The organism is Paenibacillus sp. EB106-05-06-XG162, assembly GCF_058791655.1.
Map to the genome: position 1 here is coordinate 401,571 of NZ_JBYTDT010000002.1, position 19,755 is coordinate 421,325.

At 41.1% G+C, this 19,755-nt stretch carries 19 protein-coding genes; 18 read left to right on the forward strand and 1 reads right to left on the reverse strand.

What is annotated here, in order from left to right; translation table 11 throughout:
• Positions 1–18 precede the first annotated feature (18 nt).
• From AC3WU2_RS07635 to AC3WU2_RS07685, 11 genes are all read left to right on the forward strand, one after another.
• Entirely contained in the window at positions 19–519 is a 501-nt protein-coding gene (locus tag AC3WU2_RS07635) for a flagellar protein FlgN (protein WP_492452841.1), read from the forward strand.
• Positions 520–549: 30 nt separating this feature from the next.
• Positions 550–2,103 (forward strand): flagellar hook-associated protein FlgK, encoded by a 1,554-nt coding sequence (gene flgK / locus AC3WU2_RS07640; protein WP_492452843.1) that lies wholly within the window; start codon positions 550–552, stop codon positions 2,101–2,103.
• A 47-nt stretch (positions 2,104–2,150) separates the two neighbouring features.
• Complete coding sequence (gene flgL / locus AC3WU2_RS07645; RefSeq protein ID WP_492452845.1) at positions 2,151–3,038, forward strand: flagellar hook-associated protein FlgL; 888 nt, start codon at positions 2,151–2,153, stop codon at positions 3,036–3,038.
• Positions 3,039–3,059: 21 nt separating this feature from the next.
• On the forward strand, positions 3,060–3,635 hold the full coding sequence (locus AC3WU2_RS07650; protein ID WP_492452847.1) for a DUF6470 family protein: 576 nt from the start codon (positions 3,060–3,062) through the stop codon (positions 3,633–3,635).
• 59 nt (positions 3,636–3,694) lie between these two features.
• Positions 3,695–4,120, forward strand: coding sequence for a flagellar assembly protein FliW (gene fliW, locus AC3WU2_RS07655; RefSeq protein ID WP_492452849.1), 426 nt, complete (start codon positions 3,695–3,697; stop codon positions 4,118–4,120).
• Positions 4,121–4,348, forward strand: coding sequence for a carbon storage regulator CsrA (csrA, locus tag AC3WU2_RS07660; RefSeq protein WP_492452851.1), 228 nt, complete (start codon positions 4,121–4,123; stop codon positions 4,346–4,348). It abuts the gene before it with no gap.
• Positions 4,349–4,476: 128 nt separating this feature from the next.
• On the forward strand, positions 4,477–5,286 hold the full coding sequence (locus AC3WU2_RS07665; protein ID WP_492452853.1) for a flagellin N-terminal helical domain-containing protein: 810 nt from the start codon (positions 4,477–4,479) through the stop codon (positions 5,284–5,286).
• A gap of 176 nt (positions 5,287–5,462) precedes the next feature.
• Positions 5,463–7,010: a flagellar filament capping protein FliD gene (gene fliD / locus AC3WU2_RS07670; RefSeq protein ID WP_492452855.1), complete on the forward strand. Its 1,548-nt coding sequence runs from the start codon at positions 5,463–5,465 to the stop codon at positions 7,008–7,010.
• Between the two features lie 23 nt (positions 7,011–7,033).
• Positions 7,034–7,411, forward strand: a complete 378-nt coding sequence (locus AC3WU2_RS07675; RefSeq protein ID WP_492452857.1) for a flagellar protein FlaG — start codon at positions 7,034–7,036, stop codon at positions 7,409–7,411.
• Between the two features lie 6 nt (positions 7,412–7,417).
• A complete protein-coding gene (gene fliS, locus AC3WU2_RS07680; RefSeq protein WP_492452859.1) occupies positions 7,418–7,810 on the forward strand; it encodes a flagellar export chaperone FliS in 393 nt (130 codons plus the stop codon).
• Positions 7,807–8,166, forward strand: coding sequence for a hypothetical protein (locus AC3WU2_RS07685; protein ID WP_492452861.1), 360 nt, complete (start codon positions 7,807–7,809; stop codon positions 8,164–8,166). Before fliS ends, AC3WU2_RS07685 begins: the two co-directional genes overlap by 4 nt.
• Before the next feature lie 41 nt (positions 8,167–8,207).
• Here AC3WU2_RS07685 and AC3WU2_RS07690 read toward each other — a convergent pair whose 3' ends face one another.
• Entirely contained in the window at positions 8,208–10,145 is a 1,938-nt protein-coding gene (locus AC3WU2_RS07690) for a glycosyltransferase family 2 protein (protein WP_492452863.1), read from the reverse strand.
• Between the two features lie 180 nt (positions 10,146–10,325).
• Here AC3WU2_RS07690 and AC3WU2_RS07695 point away from each other — a divergent pair, with 180 nt between their 5' ends.
• The 7 genes from AC3WU2_RS07695 to prfB all read left to right on the forward strand — a co-directional run bounded on the left by AC3WU2_RS07695 (position 10,326) and on the right by prfB (position 19,580).
• Positions 10,326–11,390, forward strand: coding sequence for a tetratricopeptide repeat-containing glycosyltransferase family 2 protein (locus tag AC3WU2_RS07695; RefSeq protein WP_492452865.1), 1,065 nt, complete (start codon positions 10,326–10,328; stop codon positions 11,388–11,390).
• Between the two features lie 94 nt (positions 11,391–11,484).
• Positions 11,485–13,185 (forward strand): glycosyltransferase, encoded by a 1,701-nt coding sequence (locus tag AC3WU2_RS07700; RefSeq protein ID WP_492452867.1) that lies wholly within the window; start codon positions 11,485–11,487, stop codon positions 13,183–13,185.
• 20 nt (positions 13,186–13,205) lie between these two features.
• Positions 13,206–14,420, forward strand: a complete 1,215-nt coding sequence (locus AC3WU2_RS07705) for a class I SAM-dependent methyltransferase (protein WP_492452869.1) — start codon at positions 13,206–13,208, stop codon at positions 14,418–14,420.
• A gap of 210 nt (positions 14,421–14,630) precedes the next feature.
• Positions 14,631–14,828 carry a cold shock domain-containing protein gene (locus AC3WU2_RS07710; protein WP_018754767.1) on the forward strand — a complete coding sequence of 66 codons (198 nt, stop codon included), beginning with the start codon at positions 14,631–14,633 and terminating at the stop codon, positions 14,826–14,828.
• A 254-nt stretch (positions 14,829–15,082) separates the two neighbouring features.
• Entirely contained in the window at positions 15,083–15,631 is a 549-nt protein-coding gene (gene hpf, locus AC3WU2_RS07715; protein ID WP_018754768.1) for a ribosome hibernation-promoting factor, HPF/YfiA family, read from the forward strand.
• A 288-nt stretch (positions 15,632–15,919) separates the two neighbouring features.
• Positions 15,920–18,427: a preprotein translocase subunit SecA gene (gene secA / locus AC3WU2_RS07720; RefSeq protein WP_492452872.1), complete on the forward strand. Its 2,508-nt coding sequence runs from the start codon at positions 15,920–15,922 to the stop codon at positions 18,425–18,427.
• 45 nt (positions 18,428–18,472) lie between these two features.
• A protein-coding gene (gene prfB / locus AC3WU2_RS07725) for a peptide chain release factor 2 (protein ID WP_492452874.1) occupies positions 18,473–19,580 on the forward strand; the annotation gives its coding sequence in 2 pieces (ribosomal slippage) (positions 18,473–18,544 and positions 18,546–19,580; 1,107 coding nt in all).
• The last annotated feature ends 175 nt before the right edge of the window (positions 19,581–19,755 follow it).

Genomic DNA, 19,755 nt, shown 5'->3' on the forward strand with positions numbered 1-19,755 from the left:
GGAATGTGGTGAACGAACTTGGCGATTCAGACATTGATCGATATCTTAGAAGAGATGAATGCGCAGCATACGCTGATGCTGGAGCTTGGAGAACGGAAGAAACAAGCGATTATCCAGGGAGATGTGGAAGAGCTGACGCGAATCGTCAATAAAGAAACGAAGTTCATTAAACAGATTGTTGAAATGGATGCAGATCGCCAGCAGGCGGTATATGAATTTTTACAGGAAAAAGGGATAAAGTCGAATCTCAATCTGAATGTAACGGAGCTGCTCCGGATGGTGTTCCACCCGGAAGAGAAACGTAGACTGATGGATGTTCAGCAGAAGCTGACGAATACATTGAATGCGCTCAAACAGCTTAATACATTGAACCAACAATTGATAGAACAATCATTGACGATCGTGAATTATACGCTCGATTTGGTAACAGGGGGCCCGGAAGACGAAGTTGTCTATCAACATCCGGGTCATCCGGGTTACTCTCCAAAGCGTAAAGGCATTTTCGACTCAAGGATTTAACCATATAGGAAGATACGAAGGAGGGAATTTATGGCTTCAACATTTCATGGGATCGAGACGAGTAAACGTGCATTGTCTACACAAATGGCGCTGATGCAGACAATGGGGCATAACGTAGCCAATGCGAACACAGACGGATATTCCAGACAACGGGTGAATATTTCTGCTTCGCGCCCTATTGAGGCACTTGGATTTACGAAAAGTAATGCGGCGGGTCAATTAGGCACTGGAGTTCAATATGACAGTATTACGCGAGTTCGTGATAAATTTCTAGATGACCAATTCCGCAATGAAAGCAAAGACTTCGGTAGCTGGAGTGTACAGTCCGATACATTGAATAAACTTGAGGGAATTATTAATGAGCCTTCGGATACAGGAATTCGTACTGTATTGGATAATTTCTGGAAGGCTTGGTCAGATTTAAGTCAGAACCCTGAGAATGTTACAGGACGTAAGGTTGTTCGTGAGAGTGCGATGGCACTCGCAGATGCATTTAATTATACAGATAAGAAGTTGAGCGATCTTAGCTCTGACCTTACAAGTAACATTGAAGCAAAATCGAATCAGGTTAATTCATTGACAACAGCTATTGCGAGATTGAATGATGTAATTTATAGACAAGAAGGTTTAGGTGATGATGCGAATGATTGGCGTGATCAGCGCGATCTATTAACGGATCAATTATCTCAAATCGTTAACATTCAGGTCACGGATACGCCTCAAGGATATACGATTAATATGGGAAGTACTAATTTGGTAACATTCGACACTGCTGCAGAGACAACAGCCGATTCTTTAACAAGCGCAGTTAGCTCAGGGGATGTTAACAGTGGAGAAGTATTTGGTATCGTTACTTCTCGTGATCGCTATGTGGCCGATTATCGGAAACAACTAGATTCATTAGCGAATACTATAGCGAACGGTGAAGTTCAGATCACCATACCTAAAGGGTCAGTCCTTCCTCAAGGTACTGTGTTGAATGGGACAACTTATAATGGTGCACTGACTTCGGATATCACCGTCACGGTCCAAGGCTTGAATGGACTTCAGAAGCTGGGGTATACATTGAATAGCCCACTACAAACAGGAGTAGATTTCTTCACTTCTAAAGACGGCTCACCAATCACGGCATCGAATTTCCAGTTAAATAAGATTATTGCAGACGATCCTGGTCGGATCGCGACTTCTATGCGTTCCGAGACAACAGCAGCTGGCGAGGTAGTTGTTAAAGGGAACAACGTACTTGCATTAATAACTTCACAACTGAAGGACTCTTCCTTTAAATTCGTATCAACAGGTGCGAATACAGTAGTTTCGAATGGAACTGTTGATGACTTCTTTCGTGCGGTTGTCGGCCAACTGGGGGTTCAGGCGAGTGAAGCAAGCCGTAATACGAGTAATCAGAAGGCTTTGGTTGATCATATTGCCTCTCAGAAAATGTCGGTTAGCGGCGTCTCGATCGATGAAGAAATGTCGAATATGATTATGTACCAGCATGCATATTCAGCGGCGGCAAGAGCGATGACTACATTTGATCAGGTACTGGACAAAGTCATTAATAACATGGGTATTGTTGGTAGATAGGGTATGAACCTGTAAAGGTGTTATGTTGACTAAGGGGGATGGATTATATGTCCATACGTGTTACACAAGGAATGATGACGAACCAACTTATGCGTAATATTACGCATAATTATAACAATATGAATAAGTATCAAGAGAATTTATCCACGGGTCGAAAGATCAATAAACCTTCGGATGATCCCGTTGGAATTACATATGCGTTGCGTTATCGTAGTGAATTAACGATGAATGAGCAGTATCAGAAGAATATGGACTCAGCCAAATCTTTCGTTGAGCATACGGATACGATCATGGGCCAAATTAATGATGTATTGCAACGTGCAAGCGAGCTTACGGTTAAGGGAGTTACGGGCACGAATCCACAATCTGCATTAGACGCGATCAGTGCTGAGATGGGTGGGCTGTTCAACACGCTTTTAGTACTCGGTAATGACCAAATGAATGGAAAATTTATTTTTAATGGTCAAAAGACAGATCAAATGCCATATCCTACAGGTGCTGAGTCAACGGATACTCAAAAAGTGAACTTTCAGTCCGCGGCAGGTGTAGTTATCCCGATTAATGTTACCGGGAATGAGGTGTTCGGAGAAAGTACAGATCCGGATAATTTGTTTACGGTGATTCAATCGCTTCAGACAGCGTTTAAGAATGGGGACCAAGCTTCCGCCAGTAGCTTCATGGATAAGCTGCAGAGCAGAATGGACAAATTCCTCAATATGCGTTCTGAAGTTGGGGCGCGTTCGAACCGCATTGATCTGATGGATAGTCGCCTAAAGGATCTATCTCTGAATTTGACAGAGCTAAGCTCGAAGACGGAAGATGCGGATATGGCAGAGACGATTATTAAATTGCAGTCCCAAGAGAGTATTTATCAAGCCTCATTATCCAGTGGAGCCAAAATTATTCAACCGAGCCTGCTCGATTATCTACGCTAATATGGATGAGGGGGGAGCACGGTGGAGCTTCAACGCTTATCGATCCGGCAAACTTTTGGTAAGATTGGGATAGAGACAGAGAATGCACAACAGACGTTGGAATCACCGCGAGGGGAACTGTCGATTGAGACGAAACAGGCCGTGGTGGAAGCGAACTATGAGCCAGGGACGCTGACGATCGATTCATCCGCAGCATGGAGTGCGTTAGGCAAAGGTTCGCATATGCAATGGATGAATATGATATATAGTCAGATGGAACAAATTGCGCTACAAGCGATTGCCAAACAGGTTGAGGATGGACACCGAATGGGCATGATTACGAATAAGAAGAACGCTTTCGCGGATATTGCCAAGGGGGCGTTGCAAGAGAAGCTTGGGCCTATTCAATATGTGGGTGAGGCATCGAATATGAATGTTAAGCTGCATTATGAGCCGCATCCGTATCAACCTGAAGTGCAGCCAGCCGAACTCCATCTAAGCTACCTTCCGCAGAAAGTGCAATCGCAATACCAAGCAGGTAAAGTAAATATCAATCTCGAACAACCGTATACCATTAATATTCGTGTTTCCGATTATTCTTGGGACTGGGATTCATGATAACGAACGAGGCTATAGCGTTGCTATAGTCTTGTGTTCATTTTTAAGGGGGAGACAACATGTTGCAACAATTAGACGGAAAAGTCTTACAACTGGACGGATCGCTGCTCGGGTTCGAGTCACTGAATCAATTCTCCATTCACACGATCGAAGGGAATCCGCTGTTTGCGCTACTTCAATCCGAAGAAGAAGAAGGAATGGGGCTCGTCGTTGCATCGCCATTCCATTTCTTCAAATCATTTGCCTTTGAGATTCCAGAGCGGGAGAAGGAAGAACTGGGATTGGAACAACCAGAAGATGCGCTTGTTCTTGGCATTATGACTCTTCGAGATCCGTTTAAAAGCTCCACGATGAACCTGATGGCCCCGATTGTCGTCAATATCGCAAATTTGAAGGGCATGCAGCTTGTTCTTCCTCCTACGTATGAGTACAATGCGAGAACGCCGATTTCTGAACAAATTGCGACGGAAGGCGGTGGCCGGTAAATGTTAATTTTAACTCGGAAGAAGGGCCAATCGATCATGATCAATGATGAGATTGAGATTGTTATCTCCGCTGTTGAGGGGGATCAAGTGAAGGTCGGAATTAATGCCCCGAAGTCTATGAAAATCTATCGCAAAGAAGTCATTGAAGCTATTGAGCAGAGCAATAAGGAAGCGATATCTTCCACTATGACCATGGACCTACTGAAAAATTTGATAAAAAGCGAATAATTTTTTGAATTTTCGACGAAATCCTCTAAACAAACCTAAATCAACATCCGATATATTTATCATGAGGCTTAAAGCACTCACAATCCACACGGAAGTGGAATATCACAATTTCAGGGAGGAAATATCCAATGATTATCAACCACAATCTTAACGCAATGAACGCACACCGCAACTTGCAATCCAGCAACATCGCTCAAGGTAAATCCAGCGAGAAATTGTCTTCCGGTTACAAAGTAAACCGTGCAGCTGACGATGCAGCAGGTCTTTCGATCTCCGAAAAAATGCGTACACAAATCCGTTCTTTGAACCAAGCTCAATCGAACGTTCAAGACGGTATTTCTCTTGTACAAACAGCTGAGGGTGCAATGAACGAAGTATCCGATATGTTGACTCGTATGAAAGAGCTTGCTGTTAAATCCGCTACTGGAACTTACAATACAGAAGACAGAGTAGCGATCGATTCCGAGTTTAAAGCTCTTAAAGACGGAATAGACAATGTTGCTTTGAAAACAACGTTCAATGGTGTTACTTTGTTAGATGGATCTGGTACTACTATCTCCATTCAAATGGGTGACAAGGGCATCGATCAGATTACTGTATCCTTGACTAATATCCAAACTTCTGTTCTTGGTGTTGTTGGAGATCTAACAAGTGCTGCTAATGCAAGCACAGCAATGGGTCAGATTGATACTGCAATTACTAAAGTAAATACTGCACGTTCTGACTTTGGTGCTAAGCAAAACCAAATGGAACATACATTCAACAACTTGGGAGCTACAACTGAGAACTTGCAAGCTGCTGAATCCCGTATCCGTGATACAGATATGGCGAAAGAAATGATGAACTACACGAAACTGAACATTCTACAACAAGCTTCGACTTCGATGCTTGCTCAAGCAAACCAAGCACCGCAAGGCGTTCTTCAATTGCTTCGTTAATCCTGAATCAACATCTAGAAGCCCATTACTTCGTAATGGGCTTCTATTAGTAGTAAGAGGAAGATAGATTTTGCTTATTTAATATAATTAAAAGCAATTTTGCGTATGGATCTTTATTTCTGTGCAATTAATTTCGATAAAAATAATAAGAACCAAAAGATACGGAGGAAACATTCATGCCAATACGCATTACAGGTATGGGGTCCGGGCTTGATATTGATAAACTCGTTACCGACTTGATGAAGGCTGAACGGATTCCGCTTGACAAGATGAAGCAGAAGAAGACAACTGTGGGTTGGCAAACCGATTTATACCGTGAAGTAAATACCAAGCTGGCGGGATTACGTAAGGCATTGGACAAAATCAGGCTGCAAGGTGATTGGAAGGACTATAAGGCAACATCCACCAATGAGAATGTAGTAAGCGCAACGGTTGGTCCGGGCGTTCCTTCTGGCAACCATAAGGTAGAGGTTACAAGCCTTGCAACAGGAGTCTCAATTACAGGCGGGAAATTAACAAACTTCGATCCCTCGGCCAAATTCGGAGATAAAGGATCTATCACACTTACAACAGGCGGTAAGGATTATACCATTGATTTCACTGCTGACGACACTTATACCTCCATTATGAATAAAGTAAACAGTTCTCCTGCTGGCGTTCGTATGAGTTTCGATGAAATAACAAAGAAGGTTTCTATTGTAACGAAAGAGACAGGGGATAGTGTTAATTTATTAGTTTCTGATAATACCGGAGGTAATGTAGCGGGAATATTGGGGAAATTAAATTTGAATAATCCTGTTAGTAAAAATGATCCTTCCTACGATCCTTTAGATAATACGCAAGCGAAATTACTTGCTGGCACAAGTGCTATTATCAAAATCGATGGAGTAGTCGTTGATCCACCGCCATCTAGCAACACCTTCACTGCCAATGGAATTACATATAAGTTCCAAGATGTAACGACTGAACCGGTAACGATCCGAGTTGGCGGTGACAATGATGGTATGGTGAAACAAATCACTGAGTTCGTCGATGCTTATAATTCTACAATAGAATTGCTGAATCAACGTACTAAAGAGAAAAAGTTCCGTGGCTTCGTTCCGTTAACTGACGATCAGAAGACTGATATGAAAGAAGCGGATATTAAGAACTGGGAAGAAAAAGCAAAGAGTGGTTTGTTGGGCAATGATATTCTTCTTAAGAAGACAATGAACGAGTTACGTTCCATATCAAGTAAAGTATTGACTTCTCTACCTGACGGAATGAATACACTGTTTAAGATAGGGATTTCAACGATGCCTTATAATTCAGGGACACCTAATGATGCAGGCAAATTGAGTATTGATGAGGAAAAACTTCGCAAAGCGCTTTCAGAAGACGCAGGTGCCGTTGTAAGGTTATTTACGAATCCCGGTGAAAAGGATCCAAATGACGATAAAAAGGATCCTGATTTGAGCGCTCAAAGCGGTATTGCAAGAAATATGTTTAAAGCTATCGATTCAAGTATACAAGAGCTGATCGCTAAGTCCGGCGGCGTCGGAACGCCAGTAGAGAGTAATTCGAATATACTTGGTAAGAAATTAACTGATATTAACAAACAAATTACGATATTTAATGATAAGCTCGCAAGTAAAGAAAACTATTATTACAAGATGTTCGCGTCGATGGACACTGCTGTCGCGAAGAATAACTCCCAGCTAAATTGGCTAATGAAGAATGGTTGATAGAAGAGAGGAATGTGATAGATTTGCTAGATAGAATCGCATCCAATTCCATGTCCAACATTCGCGTACAGTCATCCTCGGAAGTGAGCATCAGTGGCAATGACGTAGGACAGGGCAATGATAGAGTATTAACGTCAACAGAATTGTTAGAGATGAAACCGAATGAGCTTTCCATCTCAGATGCTGCGCTTCAGAAGGCACTCGTGAAAGTGAATAAAGCGTTAAAAGGGTTGGATACCCGGCTTGAGTATAAGTTTCATGACAAAACAGGTGATATGATCGTTAAAATCATCAACGCGGAAACGAATGAAATTGTCCGCGAGGTACCTTCGGAGAAGATCGTTGATCTTATTGTGAAGTTGCAGGAGCTATCCGGGTTAATTATAGACGAAAAGAGGTAATCCCCTTTGATTAATCATCAAGCACAAGACACCTATTTGAGAATGCAGGTGCAGACAGCTGCACCATGGGAATTAACAACCCTTTTGTTCAATGGATGCATTAAATTTATGAAACAAGCGAAGGACGCCATCTTGCGTCAAGATTATGAGTTGAAGAATACATTTATTAAGAAATCTGTGGATATTCTTGACGAATTAATAATTACGTTAGATCGAGATTATGAATTATCCAATCAGTTGGAATCTCTATACGCCTATATGAAGGAAAGATTGTTTCAGGCGAATTTGAGTGGCAACGCAGATAATATTGACGAATGTATCGCTCTCATGACAGATTTACGGGATACATGGGTTCAAGCGATGAAGCAGTTTAATTCAAAGCCCAAGGTAAACGCATGAGTCTGGAAGCCGCTATCGTAGATTTGCATCGGATGAAAGAAATCTCGGCTATGCTGTTTGAACTTGATTTTGAAGTAGAATCACATTACGAACAGCTAGCAGAGCTGCAGGAGGAACAAGCGCAGCTGCGGGAACAGTTAACGCCATGGATTTCTCAATTAAGTCAACGTGCTGAGACAAGGGGAATCATTCAAGAGTCTATTGCTTTGGAGCAAGCTCTACATGTCAAGCTCGTGAAATATCGTGATTTAGCCAAGGAGCAAATTGATAAGATTCGAGCAGGAACTCAGTCCAGGAATGCCTATTCTGGGGTATTCTATCAGACAGAGGGATACTTTGTGGATCGTAAGAAATAAGAAAAGCTGGTTTGATCTTGGATCGAACCAGCTTTTCTCGATTATAGAAGCAATTCTTTCATGAAAGGAATACCATAATAGTGCGAATAAAGGCTATTAAATTTCCTGGAATATTTCAATTTATCTTCTTGATCAGAAGTATGCCTTAGTAATATCGTATATAAATGCAGTTTATTCGGAGTAAGATCAAGAGCTTTCTTCAGAAAAGGTAAAGCCTCGGGAATGTTTCCTGATTTAAGGTAATATAGTGCAATGTTCTCGTAGCCTGTTGCATTTAGTGTATCCTTCTCTAACAACATAGAGTAATAATCAAAGGCAATCTCGATTTGTTGTGTAGAGTAGAGAAAATCACCAAGTCTATTAGCGAGTGTATCAGCAAGATCAGGGTAGCGATTAATCAGCCAGTCATACGTCTCGTAATGTTCTGATTTAAATAAATCTGTAAGTAGCTGATAAATGATCGTGCTGTCGATGTTTTCCGATGTCTGTTGATGGTCTACTAACAGATTCTGCAATGTATGAAATGCAGTCGAATTATCCTCAGTATAAATAAGGTGATTTATTAATGAAGCGTCCTTCCATAAACAGAGAGCAGTACCAATAAGGCGATTGAAATGTGCCGGTGTCGAACGACTTTCTTCTGCTTGCAGGTACTTAAAGAATAACGATTTGTCATTCATAACCGCAGCATAATGAAGCATATATTCAGGTTCAAGTTTAACACTTAGAGCCATACATTTAAGGTAATAATACTCGCACAATGGACGATTCCCAACAATCAGACTGGCTTGTAACAGTCGTAACGCAGATTCTGTAGACTCTACAGAATAGAGTCGATTTAGCAGCGCGATCATGTCTGGAACGGTGTCGGTTTGTAATAGTAGGTGGATTAATTTTGATAGATCTTTAAGTTCATCAGTTTTTGATTCAATGAGCCGTATAAGCAGCGTGACGGCCATAGAATAATTATGAGATTTGATATAAATATCAATTAATTCGTTATAGATCAACTTGCTGTAAGTGGGTGAGATAAACCAGAAGTTCTGATCATTTCTTGATTGTTCATCTGCTATTTGAATACATTGCTCGAATAGTGCAGCAGCCTCAGTAGAAAAACCAAGGAGGTTTATATAATGTGCCTTCAAATACATGAAGTCAATATATTTTGGCCATCGTTGAATGCATTCTTCAACGACATCAAAGACTTCCTTTCCCCTTCCTAAATGGGCAAGTATCGTAATGATCTTATATTTGCAATGGATAATAAAGGTTTTGTTCTGAGATTTCTTCGTGTCGGCTCGTCTATAGTAATAAAGGGCTTTCGTATAATCTCCTAAAGCATCATATTCATTTGCAAGCGTGAAATAGTCGTATTCGTCAAACTGTCTATTTCTCTTCATTTCATTGAAAATCGAGAGATTACGTTCTCTTTTATTCTTTTTTATCGTTGTTTCATAGGTATATCCCGTATGAAAAATATTGCAATTCATTTTGTGCACAGGTAATTCGACTTCTTTATATAGAACTTGTTCATGAATCGGTCTGTAAAACCTTACTTCAGGATGATTGCATAATATACGGACAGCAAATGATTCCATCATATTGCCGGAATTCTCTGTTCCTGTGAAATTAATAATAGGCAAGATAAAGCCTTGTGGTAGTGTATGATCTGACTGTTCAAGGAAACTCTTGATTTTATGGTGGTCGTCTGAATTGATATATTCATCTGCATCCATAATAAGAATCCATTTGCTTGTCGCTCTGCGAATCGCTTCGTTTCTTGCGGCTGAGAAATCATTCGTCCACTGAAAATCATAAATTTTATCCGTAAATTGGAACGCAATTTCTTTCGTTCGATCTGTTGATCCAGTATCTACCACGATGATCTCATCCACTAAACCCTGAACGCTTGTGAGACAGCGTTCAATCACCATTTCCTCGTCTTTAGCAATCATGCATAGTGATAATAAGTTTTCCATTGGGTCCCCCAAAATTAGAATTATATAATATATATCGGCAAAATTGAGCTAGAATATCAGGAATCTATAAGATCCATTATCTGACTTTATATAATTATTATGCATTTGACGAAATATGTCGATATAAAATGAATAGAGACAGTACGTGCAGTAGATATCACACTATAGAAAGGGAATATTATGAACATATCGTTGTCATTAGTCATGATCGTTAAAAATGAAGAAGCAACATTACGTAGATGTCTTGAAAGTGTGCAGGGAATAGTAAATGAAATTGTAATCATAGATACGGGATCCAAGGATAATACAAAAGAAATTGCTCGATCCTACCGTGCTAAGGTTTACGATTTTGAATGGACTGGAAGTTTTGCAGATGCCAGAAACTTTGCATTGCAGCATTCAACCAGTGCTTGGAATCTAATTCTTGATGCGGATGAGTACATTGCTAATGATTGCAGAGAAACAATTAGGAATTTTATAGGGCAGCATCATGCGCTTGGTAGGATTAAGATTGTCAGCAAATTTGCAGATCAGGAAGGTACTGGTTATGCACATTCATTCGCTACAAGACTCTTTCCTTCTGGTTTATCCTACCAAGGGAGAATTCATGAGCAAGTCCAATCAGATTTACCGAGAATTAAGCTAAATGTTGAAGTTCAACATGACGGTTATTATCAAAAGAATAAATCGGATCGCAATATTCCGATATTGGAGCAGGAGATAAAGCATCACCCGAATGATCCTTATTTCTATTATCAGATTGCTAAAGAATATACAGGTCTGCAACAGGACCAGTTGGCTTATAAAAGTCTTGTCAGAGCTTATGAGTTGTTAACACGAAAAGAAGCTTATGCTCCGAATGTAATTGTAGCTTATATATATGCAATCGTTGCAACCCAAAACTGGGAAGAGGGGTTGAAGGTCATTGAGCGGGAACATATCCACTTATATGACTATGCTGATTTCCATTTTGTTAGTGGCGTGTTCTTCCTGGATCTTATCTTAAGTGATCCGGAGAAGTATATCGCCTATCTCTCTCGAATAGAACAATCTTATTTGAGTTGTCTGGAAATAGGGGAAAACGAGAAGTACGACAATGTCATCGGGACGGGAAGCTTTAAAGCCTTGTATAACCTAGGGGTTTTTAATGAAGTTACGGGTAAGATGGATAAGGCCGTAGAGTATTATAAGAAATCAGCGGTATATCATTATCAACCGGCGATTAATCGACTAAGCATTATTTAGTACATATTTTTATCGAACCGATTATGCTAACTAAAATATAGAAAAATGTCGATATAGTTTTAAGTTCTACTCACCATGGATTCGGGGGATCATTATGAAGACAAGTATCATCATTGCGACTTTTAATAAGCTGAAATATAACCAACTTTGTATTGAAAGTATTCGTAGATATACCAACCATCTTGATTATGAGATTATTGTAGTCGATAATAACTCGACAGATGGTACTGTTGATTGGCTAAATCAACAAGAAGATATTCTTGCAGTGTTTAATACTGAGAACTTAGGATTCCCTAAAGCATGTAACCAGGGGATTGAATTAGCGACAGGTGATCATATTCTACTGTTGAATAACGACACGATTGTTACGAAAAATTGGCTGGATAATATGTTGCGTTGTCTTCATAGTGACGAAAGTATTGGGGCTGTAGGTTCCGTGACCAACAACTGTGCGAATTATCAATCTATCTCTGTGCCATATAATACAGTAGAGGAGATGCATCAGTTTGCTGCTGAATTTAACCTTTCGGATCCAGAAAAATGGGAAGAGCGAATACGCTTAATTGGTTATAATTTGCTTATAAAAAAATCTGTAGTTAGTCAAGTAGGTTTATTAGATGAGAGGTTTACACCAGGTAATTATGAAGATGATGATTATTGCCTGCGCATTCGATTGGCGGGATATAAATTAATGTTATGTAAGGATACTTTTATCCATCATTTTGGGAGCACTTCATTTAGGGAGAATGTTAACGGTTATTTGAAACTGTTAAATACCAATAAACAGAAGTTTTACGAAAAATGGTCAATTGATCCTAATGGGTTGGCAGAAATAAATTATAATTTAGTAAATCAAATAAAGCCCATTCATTCATCATCACTTCGCATTCTAGAGATTGGTTGTGGTTTAGGAGCAAACTTGGCAGAAATCCGCAATCGTTTTCCAGATGCAGAACTACATGGTGAAGAACCGGATGTTCATAAAGCTAATGTAGCTAAATTTGTGGCTACAATCAATTCAAATGAGTATGAGAAAGGTTATTTCGATTACATTATTATTAGTGATCCGTTAGATTTTGACTTAATGCGGGAGGTTTCACACTATTATGAGTTATTAAATTCATATGGTGGGCTTTTAATTGAAGTTCCTAATACTCACTATTTTAGAATAATAGACAGGTTTCTAAGAGATGATTTGGGAAGAGATGTAGTTCGTTACTTCTCTTATAAAGATTGCGATCAAATAATGAATTCATCTGATTGGGGGCAAACTAGTATAGTAGGAGTAACCTCAAGTATATCGGATACTGATAAAACATTTATTGAGAAATTGAAACATGTAAATCATCAAATTCCTGAGAAACAATATATGATCGAGAAGTACTTAATGACTTTTAAAAAATATGATTTAAGTAGTGAAATTAAACAGATTGTTAATCAATTGATTCAGGAACAGGATATAGAGACCAATACAAAACGACTACTTAATTACGACCATGATGTTGTGTTAGACGTTATTGTTCAGAGCGCTACTAGTCAGACAGATGCACTACTGAATTATTTGGCAGTTCTACTGATAGATCGTGGTCACACAAAGCAAGCGCTACCCTATCTTAATAAAGCATTTGAGATAGATGAAATGAACTCTAGTACTTTATTTAATTTAGGACTCGTGATGTATCACTTAGAGAATTATGACCTTGCAATCGAATGGCTTCAGTATATACCGAATAAAGATGCAACTATTTTGCAATTAATCGAAAAGTTAGCTCAAGAACGCGAGTTTCAAAAATAAGTTTTCTAGGAGGGTGGATAATGGATAAGATGGAGACAGGTGAGCTACACGAACTATTAAGTTACATTGACCAAGAATTACAATTAGAAGAGAGTGCTAATAAGTTGATCTCTCTAGTTACTGAAGGGATATTTAGAATAGATGATGTGATTAATACTATTAATGATTATGTCATCCAAAAAGTAGCGATTTGTAATCTATTAGCAATCAAGAGCTTTGAATTTAGAACATATGATAATATTCTCCCACTACTACAACAGGCGCTATTGTATGACGATACTAATCGAGATACGTTAATGAATTTAAGCTGTTTTCTTGAACAATGTAATGAATACGAACTAGCACTTCATTATGCAACACAATTAAAAGATAACGATGAAGAAATAGTCCAACTTCTTGAGCGCTTGAGGAGTAACTTAACATGTGGTCAAGAAGATAATATATTATCCATTGAACAGAATGATGTCTTGTTTACTGGAGAAAGATTGGTAATCAACAAAACAGTAAAAGATCAGTTTAATAATGTGCTCGAAGAACATCTAGCACGATATGAGTTAGCATGCAGTTTTGCTAATGAAAAAATTGTCTTGGATGCCGCCAGTGGTGCGGGATACGGAAGTAAGATGATTAAGGAAGCTGGAGCACATTATGTAATGGGCGTGGATATTTCTAGTGAAAGTGTCGAGAGTGCTCGTTTAACCTATGGTTCAACGAGTGTGGATTTCGCAGTAGGTAACGTTAATGACTTACCATTCAATGACGGTACCTTTGATATGGTAGTCTCTTTTGAGACGATTGAACATATTGATAATGGTGCATTTTGGATTAAAGAGTCTGCTAGGGTTCTGAAAGATGGAGGACTATTCTTAGTCTCCACTCCGAATAGAGCAATTACGAATCCAGGCATATTCTTTAATGAACGGCCACTGAACCCTCATCATCAATTTGAATATACTACGGTGGAATTTGTAGGTGAACTTTTAAAAGAATATGATATTGTAAATTTATATGGTCAATCATTTATTAATGATGCGAATACATACTATACACAAGTTATGAGGAAAGCTCGGGAGTTAGGCGTGAGTTCTACGCCTATTTTGCAAGATGCAGTATTAAGTACCCAACTAAGCCCTCTTAGCGAGGTAAAGGATGCACAGCCCATGTATGTAGTTGCAGTATGTAGAAAGAAGAGTGCGAGGAGTGGGGAGCTTAGAACGGAAACCGAATTCAATTAAGTTTTAATTACTTGGGATGCGTTGGTTAACAGGGACATTGCTCTACGAGATTATCGAAGGTAATGTTAATCTTTTGATGTGTAGATAGGAATTGGATGACACCGCTTACAAAAACTCCTGCAAAATCATTGACACCGCTTCCATACGGTGGTATATTCAACCTTGTGGACGTACTCCACTTTCATTTGAAGACGAAGGGAATGTATTTGAATGCAAGGTAAAGTAAAATGGTTTAACGCAGAAAAAGGTTATGGTTTTATCGAAACTGCTGATGGTGGGGACGTATTCGTACATTTCTCCGCGATCCAATCTGAAGGCTTCAAAACTTTAGAAGAAGGTCAATCCGTTGAGTTCGACATCGTTGAAGGTGCTCGCGGACCACAAGCAGCTAACGTAATTAAATTATAATCATACCGGCATTGATGCCGAGCTACATAAGGTTCAATGGTTAAATCGATAGTTTAGCTAGAGAAAGCCCTAGACATGTTCTAGGGTTTTTTTGTTACTTCTAGAACTTCTTTTGCAACACTTCTGTAATAGTTCTGAACAGTCTTTGACAAGCGCCCATCAAAGGAAACAACTACGCCACTTTCATTGTAAAGGAATTTTGAAGTATGCTCAGAGCTGTGTTATAATATAGCTAAGCAAAGGAGGAGTGCCCTATGAAATACAGCATTCGAGGCCAACATATCCAAGTGACAGATGCTTTAAGAGAGTATGTAGAGAAAAAGCTAAGTAGATTGGAAAAGTATTTTGAAGTGCCGCCTACCTCTGAGGTACATGTTACATTGAGCGTAATCAAGGACAAACATAGCATTGAGGTTTCGATTCCTCTGCCAGGCTTGATGCTTCGCGCCGAAGATAAGACAGATGACATGTATGCTTCGATTGATGCCGTAATTGATAAGTTAGAGCGTCAAATTCGTAAACACAAAACCAAATTAAACCGCAGATTCCGTCAAGAGGGCAGCTTGAAATCCCTAATCGTTGATGGAGGCTCCACAGCAGTTGCACTAGAGGATGAAGAGGATACCCTTGAGCTGGTGCGTACGAAGCGATTTACATTGAAACCGATGGATGTGGAAGAAGCGATCTTGCAAATGAACATGGTTGGACATAATTTCTTCGTCTTCTCCAATATGGACACGAATCAAGTGAATGTTGTATACCGTCGCAATGATGGTAAATACGGCTTGATCGAGCAAGACTAATCATAGGATCAACAAACATTGAAATGAATATACATTGAAGTGAATTACAAAGCTTGACTCCTCCCGGGGAGTCAGGCTTTTTCTAGCTTTAGGAAGCCCATAGGAATTACAATTTTAAGATATACACAGAATGGAAATATTTTTGATGGAAAGTTTTCGAAACAATCCGACCTGTTAGCGCGTAAGTATATACGTAATGTCCATACTCGATTGTTGCGACAATACCCACAAACTGTTACAATTTATTGCAAACCATCTGTTTGTACGAAATACGAAAGGGGTCTACCCATGCTAGGACTTGTTAAAAAGATATTTGGCGACCAGAATGAGCGCGAAGTGAAACGCCTCATGAAGACGGTTGACCAGATCAACGAAATGGAACCGACGTACAAGACGCTTTCGGACGAAGAGTTGAAAGCGAAAACGGAGGAATTTAAAGCGCGTCTTGAAAAAGGCGAAACGCTAGATGACATATTGCCAGAAGCTTTTTGCGTGGTGCGTGAAGCTTCGATTCGGACGCTCGGTATGCGCCACTTTGATGTACAGTTGCTCGGCGGTATGGTCCTTCACGAAGGCAAGATCGCAGAGATGAAGACAGGGGAAGGGAAGACGCTCGTAGGTACTTTGCCAGTCTACCTTAATGCATTGCTCGGTAAAGGCGTACACGTCATCACCGTCAATGATTACCTCGCACAGCGGGATAGTGCCTTGATGGCTCAAATTTATGAATTCCTTGGCTTGACGGTTGGGGTTAACCTGAACGGGTTGAGTCATGAAGATAAGCAGGCTGCGTATGCTTGCGATATTACGTACGGAACGAATAATGAGTTCGGATTTGACTACTTGCGGGACAACATGGTGCTCTATAGCGAGCAAATGGTTCAACGCCCACTATACTTCTGTATTATTGACGAAGTGGACTCCATCCTCGTCGATGAGGCGAGAACACCGCTCATTATCTCAGGACAAGCCGCGAAATCGACGGAGCTGTATTTTGCTGCGGATCGATTTGTTCGTCGTTTAACGGCGGAAGAGGATTACACGGTAGACATTAAAGTGAAATCCGTTGCGTTGACGGATGCCGGTGTTGCGAAGGCAGAGAAAGCATTTGGAGTCGAGAACTTGTTCGATCAAAGCCATGTGACTTTGAATCATCACGTGTTACAAGCGTTAAAAGCGAATGTGATCATGCGTCGTGACGTTGACTACGTCGTTCAAGATGGCGAAGTCTTGATCGTCGATGAATTTACGGGCCGGATCATGCAAGGTCGTCGTTACAGCGATGGTCTTCACCAAGCGATTGAAGCGAAGGAAGATCTCGATGTTCAGAACGAGAGCATGACGCTTGCGACGATTACATTCCAGAACTACTTTCGGATGTATCGTAAACTCGCAGGGATGACAGGTACAGCGAAGACTGAGGAAGAAGAGTTTAAGAAAATCTACGGTCTTGAAGTGGTTCAGATCCCTACGAACCGTCCGAATGTTCGTAAGGATATGCCGGATGTCGTCTATAAGACAGAAATGGGTAAGTTTAAAGCGGTTGTCGATGAAATCGTGGAACGTCATAAGAATAAGCAACCGGTGCTTGTCGGTACCATTTCGATCGAGAACTCTGAGCTTCTCTCGGAAATGCTGAAGCGCAAAGGTGTACAGCATAAAGTCTTGAATGCGAAATACCACGCGGAAGAGGCGGAGATCATCTCGGATGCAGGGATTGCGAACTCCGTTACGATCGCGACGAACATGGCTGGCCGTGGTACGGATATTTTATTAGGTGAAGGTGTCTCCGATTTTGGGGGGTTGCATATTATTGGTACAGAGCGCCATGAGAGCCGTCGGATTGATAACCAACTCCGGGGTCGTGCGGGACGTCAAGGGGACCCAGGTTCCTCGCAATTCTACTTGTCGATGGAAGATGAGCTTATGAGACGTTTCGGTGCAGAGAATATCTCTGGTATGATGGATCGTCTGGGCTTCGATGAGGAATCACCGATTGAGAGCCGTCTTATTACACGTGCGGTTGAGTCCGCTCAGAAACGTGTTGAAGGCAGCAACTTCGACGTTCGTAAAATTGTCCTTCAGTATGATGATGTGATGAACCAGCAGCGTGAGATTATTTACAAGCAGCGCCGCGAGATTCTTTTCTCCGATAATATTCGTGAAATTGTGCTCGATATGATCAAGCCGACCATCGAACGTATTGTCGAAGCGCACTGTTCGGAAGATATCCCAGAGAACTGGGAACTGGATGAAGTGGTAGAATGGGCGAACAACACGCTCCTCGAAGCCGACCAAATCTCGAAAGACGACATTTGGGGCAAGGAAAAAGAAGAGATCGTGGAATTCATCATGGGTCTTGTTGTAGAGCGCTATACAGCACGTGAGGAAATTATGGGCGAAGAAATGATGCGTGAGTTCGAGAAGGTTATCGTGCTTCGCGCCGTAGATAGCAAATGGATGGATCACATTGATGCGATGGATCATCTGCGTCAAGGGATTCACTTACGTGCATATGGCGGTACGGATCCACTTCGCGAGTACCAGTTTGAAGGCTTCGAAATGTTCCATGAGATGATTAGCCAAATCCAGCAGGATGTGGCGACGTATATCATGAAAGCACAAGTAGAACGCAACCAAGAGCGTCAGGCTGTCGTGGAAGAGAGCCAAATTTCGACGAACAGCAGCAGCGAACCTGCGACGAAGCAACCAGTGCATAACGAGCCGCAAATCGGACGCAACGATCCATGCCCATGCGGCAGCGGTAAGAAATATAAGCAGTGCCACGGGAAGTAATCTTCCCGTCTAACGACGAATGTGAAGCCAGATGAGGTGGATGGAATGATCGAACCAAGCGTGAAACAGGATTTACGCGAAATTGCAAAGAGATTATCTGACCTTAGGGGGTCTCTTTGACTTAGATATGAAGCAAGAGATGATTGAGAATTTCGAGGTCAAAATGGCTGCGCCCGACTTCTGGGACGACAATGAGCGTGCCCAAGGCATTATTGCTGAGCTCAACGTGGTCAAATCGGCCGTCGATCAATATCAATCATTGAATCAAGAGTATGAAGATACGACGATGATGCTCGAGCTTGCGGCAGAAGAGCAGGATGAAGATTTGGCGAAAGAGCTATATGTTAATGTGGCGGGCCTGATGAGCAAGCTGGAGACATTCGAGCTTCAGCTGCTGCTGAACCAGCCGTACGACAAGTTCAACGCGATTCTTGAGTTGCACCCGGGAGCGGGTGGTACAGAGTCCCAAGATTGGGGCCAAATGCTGCTGCGGATGTATACTCGCTGGGCCGAGAAGCGGAACTTCAAAGTCGAAGTGCTCGATTATCTTCCGGGTGATGAGGCAGGGATCAAGAGTGTAACGCTCTTGATCAAGGGCTTCAACGCATACGGCTACCTCAAAGCAGAGAAGGGCGTACACCGTCTCGTACGGATCTCGCCATTCGATGCATCGGGTCGCCGCCACACCTCTTTCGTATCCTGCGATGTTGTGCCAGAGATTTCAGATGATGTCGTAGTTGATATTCGAACAGAGGATTTGAAGATCGATACGTACCGTGCGAGTGGTGCGGGTGGTCAGCACATTAATACGACGGATTCCGCTGTTCGGATTACGCATATCCCGACAGGCGTCGTCGTAACGTGTCAGACGGAACGTTCACAGATCAAGAACCGTGAGCGGGCAATGACCGTACTTCGTTCCAAGTTATATGAGCGTAAGATCGAGGAGCAACGGAAGCAACTTGATGAAATTCGTGGAGAACAGTCGGATATCGCTTGGGGAAGTCAGATTCGTTCCTATGTATTCCATCCCTATAGTATGGTTAAAGATCATCGGACGGCAGTGGAGACAGGAAATGTCGGAGCTGTGATGGACGGCGATCTGGATGCCTTTATAGATGGATACTTACGCAATCAGATTAGGCACGAATAAAGATTAGAACAATAATCAAAATCCCACATCTTATTGATGTGGGATTTTTCTATCTTAAATACGATTCTTATTTATTTTTATAAATTTCTTGATATTAATAGTTATTTTTTACTATTTGCCCATAAAGTATCTGTAAAAAAAACCGATAATAATACTGAAGTGTAATTTTATTCTA

What these genes read in the sequence shown, in the direction of transcription:
- hpf (WP_018754768.1), top strand. Translation starts at nt 15,083, where the DNA reads ATGAAATACAGCATTCGAGGCCAACATATCCAAGTGACAGATGCTTTA.
- fliW (WP_492452849.1), top strand. Translation starts at nt 3,695, where the DNA reads ATGTTGCAACAATTAGACGGAAAAGTCTTACAACTGGACGGATCGCTG.
- AC3WU2_RS07705 (WP_492452869.1), top strand. Translation starts at nt 13,206, where the DNA reads ATGGATAAGATGGAGACAGGTGAGCTACACGAACTATTAAGTTACATT.
- csrA (WP_492452851.1), top strand. Translation starts at nt 4,121, where the DNA reads ATGTTAATTTTAACTCGGAAGAAGGGCCAATCGATCATGATCAATGAT.
- flgL (WP_492452845.1), top strand. Translation starts at nt 2,151, where the DNA reads ATGTCCATACGTGTTACACAAGGAATGATGACGAACCAACTTATGCGT.
- AC3WU2_RS07695 (WP_492452865.1), top strand. Translation starts at nt 10,326, where the DNA reads ATGAACATATCGTTGTCATTAGTCATGATCGTTAAAAATGAAGAAGCA.
- AC3WU2_RS07700 (WP_492452867.1), top strand. Translation starts at nt 11,485, where the DNA reads ATGAAGACAAGTATCATCATTGCGACTTTTAATAAGCTGAAATATAAC.
- AC3WU2_RS07690 (WP_492452863.1), bottom strand. Translation starts at nt 10,145, where the DNA reads ATGGAAAACTTATTATCACTATGCATGATTGCTAAAGACGAGGAAATG.
- fliD (WP_492452855.1), top strand. Translation starts at nt 5,463, where the DNA reads ATGCCAATACGCATTACAGGTATGGGGTCCGGGCTTGATATTGATAAA.
- secA (WP_492452872.1), top strand. Translation starts at nt 15,920, where the DNA reads ATGCTAGGACTTGTTAAAAAGATATTTGGCGACCAGAATGAGCGCGAA.
- AC3WU2_RS07665 (WP_492452853.1), top strand. Translation starts at nt 4,477, where the DNA reads ATGATTATCAACCACAATCTTAACGCAATGAACGCACACCGCAACTTG.
- flgK (WP_492452843.1), top strand. Translation starts at nt 550, where the DNA reads ATGGCTTCAACATTTCATGGGATCGAGACGAGTAAACGTGCATTGTCT.
- AC3WU2_RS07685 (WP_492452861.1), top strand. Translation starts at nt 7,807, where the DNA reads ATGAGTCTGGAAGCCGCTATCGTAGATTTGCATCGGATGAAAGAAATC.
- AC3WU2_RS07710 (WP_018754767.1), top strand. Translation starts at nt 14,631, where the DNA reads ATGCAAGGTAAAGTAAAATGGTTTAACGCAGAAAAAGGTTATGGTTTT.